A 4,940-nucleotide genomic window follows, 5' to 3' on the forward strand; every position below is an offset into this window, starting at 1 on the left:
GGGTGGGCGGGAGCTCTCCTGGCGGACGGCAGCGAGCCAGGACCGGTGTATCTCGACATGGGCAGCGGGCCGCGGATGCAGCAGACCACCGAGTGGTGGGCCTACGACGGCAGGATGCCCTCCCGGCCGCAGGCCGCATGGGTGCGGGCCGCGTGCGCGTGCGGCTGGCGCGGTGAGTCCCGATTCCCCATCGGCCAGGGTCAGTTGGGCGCCCATGGCGACTTCGACGTCTCCGGCGCCCGGAAGGAGTGGAGCCGGCACATCCGCGACGTGGAGAGACGCTCCGTCCCGCTGCCGGTCGGACTGGCGGAGCGGCTGGAGCAACTGGGCGACGAACTCTTAGCCCTGGCCGACCAGGCGCCGCTGGCCGCGGTCCGCGCCGTGGGCGAACTGGAGCGTCTCACCACGGACGTCGGTCACCTCGCGGCCCAGAACATCCACGCCGACGAGATCTCCTGGAAGGCGGCGGGGGAGGCGCTGGGCCTGAGCGAACGGGAGGCCAGATCCCGCATCGTCCGCTACAGCCTGCGGCGCTGAGCTTGCCTTTCAAACCCCTCGGGCTCGTTCGTCAACCTGAGCCCAGGCGGGCGCGCAAGACGGCCACACCGTCCCCCTCGAGGTCCTCGCACGCCGCTGCGCGGCCCGCCATTCCCATCACCAGCGAGAGCGTCGGCCCCCGGAGCAGATCCCCCGAGCCGGTGGTGATCGGTCCGTCTGTGGCCTCGACCCGCAAGCCGGCGATTGCAGTTTTGCTCGCGACGGTGAAATCGCGACTGGCGAAGAAGCGGGCCACGGCGGTCGTCGTGGCCACCGGTGGTGTCCGCACAAGACCCAATGGCCGGCGGATGTCCTCGCTGTGCCGACTATTTCGCCCAGCCACACCGCAGTATGGCCTGTGGGCCCGGCGGGCCCGGTGACGACCTCGCGAAATCGTTGCAAGGTCTCTTCAGGCGTAGCACCCCGGTGCTCCGCGAGTCGCCGGTCGTTGTGCAGATCAGGGTCGAACCGGGCGGCCGGCATGCTCAGCAGCCAGCGCCGCATCCTGGTGCCGGCCCCTGCGGTCAGATGGGCCACGACCTCCTCCACGGTCCAGCGTTCACACAGCGATGCCGTCGCCCACTGAGCCTCACCGAGCTCAGCCAGGTCCTGTGCGCGCGGAGCGCTCGACGTGGATCGCCCGCTCCAGGTCGCCGGGTTTCCAGAATGTGTGGTTCAGCTTGCTCCGCATGCCGGGCTTCCCTGTGGTCAGGGGGGCAGCCCGCAACCCGCTGGCTCACCCGGTGGCCTTCTCCGAGAGTTCACCGGTCTCGGCGGCGTGCTGGACCGCGTGGTGGAGAACGTCGCAGGAATGCTGGGCCTCATCCATCAGCCGGGCGGCCTCCGCGAGGAGGATGCCGTACGGCCGGGACGGGTCACTCAGCAGCAGCGAGGTCTGCCGGGTGTGCTCGACCAGCTCGGCGCGCCGCTCCTGCGCCGCCTCGGTCGCCCGGCGCAGCCCCCGTACCTGGCTGGTGAGCCACCGCGCGTCGATCTCGCTGAAGTGGCGGACGACGACGGCGACGGCGTCCATCAGTTCGGCGTAGTCCCGCAGGAACCGGCGGCACTCCTCGCCGCTCTCGTCCTGCGGCCACTGGTGCAGGGTCCGGGTCATCGAGGTGAGTTGATAGGTGACGCGCTCCAGCGCGTCGACCACTTCCTGGTAACCGGAGAAATCCTCGTGCCGGGAGCCGCCTGGAAGCACCAGCCGCGGGTTGTAGTACCTGCTCTCCACCGCCGTGTGCAGCGCCGCACGCGCCTGGCCGACGAGCGGCCCCAGCGCGTTGGCGCGCTGCCGCCAGTGCCAGGCCGTCTCCTCGTCGAGGCTGCCGTCCCGCAGCGGGGGAGCGATGTCGCTGACGAGATCGCACATCGAGTGGGCCAGCGCCCGGATGCCGTCCTCCGCGCTGCGGTAGCGCATCGGCGGCAGCACCGTGATGTTGATCAGTACGCCGATCCCGCAGCCGATGCCGACCAGTTCGAGGATCTGGCCGAGCTGTCCCAGCCGCTGCACGTCGCCGCCGGCGGACACATAGGTGGCGAAGGCGAAGAACGCGGCGGTCGCCACCTGGCTGCCCTGCGAGCCGAGCCGCTGCCAGCGGCCGATGGTCAGCGCGATCAGCGCGACCAGCACGAAGGTCAGCAGATCGGGCCCGGCCAGCATGCCCAGCGCCCCCTGCACGCACACCCCGGCGGAGACGGCGGCCAGGTAGCGGAGCGCCTGGAGCAACGACTGATAGATCGTCACCTGCATGATCAGCACGGCGGAGAACGGCGCGAACGCCGGTGTCCGCGCCGCCATCAGATCGTGCGCCACGAACCAGGAGACGGTGGCGGCCAGTGTGCTCTTGCCGATGATCTCCAGGGTGTGCCGCTCGTGTCCCGACGAAGCGCGTGCGCGGCTCAGCCAGCGCCGCCCGCGTGTCCACCTGCTCTGCTGTGACGCCGCGTCGCCTTCGTCCTGGGACCCGTCGTCCTGGGACACCCGCGCCTCCTCGGTCATACGTGACTCTCCCTCGCCGCATCTGGTCGTCCCCTCGGGCGGTCCGGGCGGGTTGCCCGCGCAGTGGCGGAGTGCCCGTTTTTCCCCTCGGCGGTGTGTGGCGGTGGTCACTGTGCTGACGTCCGCCGTGCGGAACACAGCGCGGCGACGGGCGGTCTGTGCTCCTGTCGCGTTGCCGCTGGTGGCAGCGGGCCAGTACCTCTTCCCGTCCCCGGATGTTTGCCAACTTGTTCATACAGGTGGCTTCCCCGGGTGCCGGTGTTCTTGAAAGACTCTGCGCGTCCGACGTTCCGCACACACGCCCTGCGAGGTCAGCAGAGACATGCCAGAACTCAACCGGCGCCGGTTCCTCCAGATAGCCGGCGCGACCGCGGGCTTCTCGGCCCTCTCCGGCAGCATCGAGCGGGCCGCCGCCATCCCCGCTGCCCGCCGTTCCGGCACCATCGACGACGTCGAGCACATCGTCGTGCTGATGCAGGAGAACCGGTCGTTCGACCACTACTTCGGCACCCTCAAGGGCGTCCGCGGTTTCGGCGACCCGCGTCCTGCCGCACCGACCGGCAAGCGGACGGTCTGGCAGCAGTCCGACGGCAGCAAGGACGTACTGCCCTACCACCCGGACGCCGAGAACCTGGGCATGCAGTTCATCGCGGGCCTCAACCACGACTGGGCCGGCGGCCACCAGGCGTGGAACGAGGGCAAGTACGACCAGTGGATCCCCGCCAAGGGCACCGGCACCATGGCGTATCTGACCCGCCAGGACATCCCCTTCCACTACGCGCTCGCCGACGCCTTCACCATCTGCGACGCGTACCACTGCTCGATGATCGGCGCCACCGACCCCAACCGCTACTACATGTGGAGCGGCTACGCGGGCAACGACGGCGAGGGCGGCGGGCCCGTGCTGGGCAACGAGGAGGCCGGGTACGGCTGGACCACATACCCGGAGCGGCTGGAGAAGGCAGGTATCTCCTGGAAGATCTACCAGGACATCGGCGACGGCCTGGACGCCGACGGCAGCTGGGGCTGGATCGAGGACGCCTACCGCGGCAACTACGGCGACAACTCACTGCTGTACTTCAACAACTACCGCAACGCCAAGCCCGGCGACCCGCTCCACGACAAGGCCCGCACCGGCACCGACGCCAAGAAGGGCGACGGCTTCTTCGACATCCTCAAGGCCGACGTCAAGGCCGGGAAGCTGCCGCAGATCTCCTGGATCGCCTCGCCCGAGGCGTTCACCGAACACCCGAACTTCCCCGCCAACTACGGCGCCTGGTACATCTCCCAGGTGCTGGAGGCCCTCACCTCCAACCCCGAGGTGTGGGCGAAGACGGCGCTGTTCATCACCTACGACGAGAACGACGGCTACTTCGACCACGTCGTCCCGCCCTATCCGCCGGCCTCCGCCTCCCAGGGCCGGTCCACCGTGGACACCGCGCCCGACTACTACAAGGGCGGCCTGGGCGGCTACGCGCCCGGACCCTACGGCTTCGGCCAGCGCGTGCCGATGCTGGTCGTCTCCCCCTGGAGCACCGGTGGCTATGTGTGCTCCGAACTGTTCGACCACACCTCCGTCATCCGCTTCATGGAGCGCCGCTTCGGGGTGCACGAGCCCCACATCTCGCCCTGGCGGCGAGCCCTGTGCGGCGATCTGACCTCGGCGTTCGACTTCTCCCTCAAGGACACCGACCCGGCCGACCTCCCTGACACCGACTCCTACGAGCCGCCGGACAAGGAGCGGCACGACAGCTACGTCCCCAAGCCGCCCGCCAAGCCGGTGCTGCCCAAGCAGGAGGCGGGCTCCCGGCCGACGCGTCCGCTGCCTTACGCACCGCTGGTGGACGGCGCGGCCGCGCCGAAGGAGGGCAAGTTCACCCTCACCTTCAGCGGCGGCAGCTCCGCCGGCGCCTTCTTCCTCGTCACCTCGGCCAACCGCACCGACGGCCCCTGGACCTACAGCACCGAGGCCGGCAAGCAGCTGTCCGACACCTGGAACACCGGCTACTCCAGCGGCAGCTACGACCTGACGGCGCACGGGCCGAACGGCTTCCTGCGCACCTTCAAGGGCCCCGGCAAGCAGCCTGGCCCCGAGGTGAAAGCGCGCCACCTCACCGAGAGCGGTGACATCGAACTGACCCTCACCAACGCGGGTGACGCCGACTGCGTCCTCACGGTCGCCAACGGCTACGGGGGAGCCAAGGACACCCACAAGGTGCGCGCGGGCGCCACTGTGGTGCACACCGTGCGCCTGCGGGAGTCCAAGCGCTGGTACGACCTGACCATCACCACCGACACCGACGCCGGCTGGCAGCGCCGGCTCGCCGGTCACGTCGAGACCGGCGAGGCGGGCGTCAGCGACCCGGCCACGCTGACGGACTGACGCCTCCGAGGGCGGGGG

Annotated in this window: 4 protein-coding genes and 1 pseudogene; 2 read left to right on the forward strand and 3 right to left on the reverse strand. The window is 69.9% G+C overall.

What is annotated here, in order from left to right:
* Nucleotides 1–537 (forward strand): hypothetical protein (locus ITI46_RS33125; RefSeq protein ID WP_209243651.1); only part of this gene is annotated, 537 nt, incomplete at its 5' end.
* A 31-nt stretch (nucleotides 538–568) separates the two neighbouring features.
* Here ITI46_RS33125 and ITI46_RS35955 read toward each other — a convergent pair.
* The 3 genes and pseudogenes from ITI46_RS35955 to ITI46_RS33135 all read right to left on the reverse strand — a co-directional run bounded on the left by ITI46_RS35955 (nucleotide 569) and on the right by ITI46_RS33135 (nucleotide 2,539).
* Nucleotides 569–811, reverse strand: a complete 243-nt coding sequence (locus ITI46_RS35955; protein ID WP_307808421.1) for a hypothetical protein — start codon at nucleotides 809–811, stop codon at nucleotides 569–571.
* 161 nt (nucleotides 812–972) lie between these two features.
* A pseudogene (locus ITI46_RS36170) lies at nucleotides 973–1,086 on the reverse strand (hypothetical protein); the annotation flags it as partial.
* 187 nt (nucleotides 1,087–1,273) lie between these two features.
* Nucleotides 1,274–2,539, reverse strand: a complete 1,266-nt coding sequence (locus ITI46_RS33135) for an FUSC family protein (RefSeq protein ID WP_209243652.1) — start codon at nucleotides 2,537–2,539, stop codon at nucleotides 1,274–1,276.
* A 322-nt stretch (nucleotides 2,540–2,861) separates the two neighbouring features.
* Between ITI46_RS33135 and ITI46_RS33140 the strand changes: the two genes are divergently transcribed.
* The gene (locus tag ITI46_RS33140) at nucleotides 2,862–4,922 is read left to right on the forward strand and encodes a phosphocholine-specific phospholipase C (protein ID WP_209243653.1); all 2,061 of its coding nucleotides are present in this window, start codon (nucleotides 2,862–2,864) and stop codon (nucleotides 4,920–4,922) included.
* The last annotated feature ends 18 nt before the right edge of the window (nucleotides 4,923–4,940 follow it).

It is taken from the genome of Streptomyces oryzae (assembly GCF_017676365.1).
GTDB classification, from domain to species: Bacteria; Actinomycetota; Actinomycetes; order Streptomycetales; family Streptomycetaceae; genus Streptomyces; species Streptomyces oryzae.